This window comes from Shewanella sp. 6_MG-2023, from assembly GCF_030547195.1.
GTDB lineage: Bacteria > Pseudomonadota > Gammaproteobacteria > Enterobacterales > Shewanellaceae > Shewanella.
This window is the reverse complement of sequence record NZ_JAUOQU010000074.1, coordinates 1-1,260: the sequence shown is the minus strand read 5'-3', so window position 1 is coordinate 1,260 and position 1,260 is coordinate 1. Positions and strand designations below refer to the sequence as shown.

Below are 1,260 nucleotides of genomic sequence, written 5' to 3'. Positions count from 1 at the left end.
TGTAGTGGTCAAGTAAAATTGGCCACGGTTTTAGAGTCATTCCAATATAAACGTTCTGACTCATTTGGCGTTAACCCACCATTATATTGATGGGGTCTCGTTTCACTGTAATATCCAGTGATGTAATTGGTAATCGCTTTGTCTGCTTCCGTAAAATTCCCATAGCCACTTACGGGCACCCATTCAGATTTTAAACTTCTAAAGAAACGCTCCATCGGTGCGTTATCCCAACAATTCCCGCGACGACTCATGCTTTGTTCAATTTGAAGACGCCATAATAATTGCCTAAATTTCAAGCTGGTGTAATGTGAACCTTGATCGCTGTGATAAATCACATTCTCAGGTTTCCCCCTTAACTCAAATGCCATTTTCAAGGCTTTACAGGTCAGCTCGCTGTCAGGTGATAATGACAAAGCCCACCCAACAGGTTTACGGGAAAACAGGTCTAGAACAACCGCTAAATATGCCCAACGATTACCGACCCAAACATACGTCACATCGCCACACCACACTTGATTGGGTTGAGTTACAGCAAACTGTCGATTAAGTGTATTCGGGATCGCTACATGCTCTTGTGTCGCTTTCCTATAAGAATGTTTAGGCTGCTGACAGCTCAATAACCCAAGCTTTTTCATTAGATTGCGGGCTCGGTAACGGCTGAGGTTAATTCCTTTGTTAGTCACTAATTGCGCTATCGTTCGAGCTCCAGCAGAGCCATTACTAATACGATGCGCAGCCTTCACTTCACTGCATAAAAGCGTATGGTCTTCATCTATACGCTCTTTTCTTTTCAGCCAATATTTATAGCTACTTCGATGCACTTTGAATGCATTACAAAGCGTGAAAATAGAGTGGCTCTGCTTGAGTGCGCTGATTAACGTAAATTGTTCATCGAGCCTGACATCAAGAGAGCGGTAGCCTTTTTTAGGATAAGGTTATGCTCCTCAATACGCGCGATGTGCTTCTTCAACTCACGGATTTCAATTTGTTCAGGAGTCATCGGAGATGCTTTGGGTGTGCCGCCCTGACGTTCTAATTTTAGCTGTCTCACCCACTTATCCATAGTCGATTTACCAACGTTCATCGCTTTTGCTGCTTGAATTATTGTGTGGTTCTTATCGAGGACTAATTGGGCTGCTTCAAGTTTGAATTCAGCGCTAAATGTTCTTCTGCTTGTCGATCTCATGTGCTCACCTAAAGTTGTCTACGAGGCAATAATATCACCTCTATTTAGGTGGCCAAAATTAGTGTGCCACTACA

Annotated in this window: 1 protein-coding gene; it reads right to left on the bottom strand. The window is 43.1% G+C overall.

Annotated features, from left to right (window positions below; all coding sequences use genetic code 11):
• Nucleotides 1–8 precede the first annotated feature (8 nt).
• Nucleotides 9–1,186 (bottom strand): IS3 family transposase gene (locus Q4533_RS19590; RefSeq protein ID WP_303503916.1). Its coding sequence is split into 2 segments (ribosomal slippage): nucleotides 9–928 and nucleotides 928–1,186, totalling 1,179 coding nucleotides; the frame shifts between segments, so codons are not numbered across the junction.
• Nucleotides 1,187–1,260: the final 74 nt, after the last annotated feature.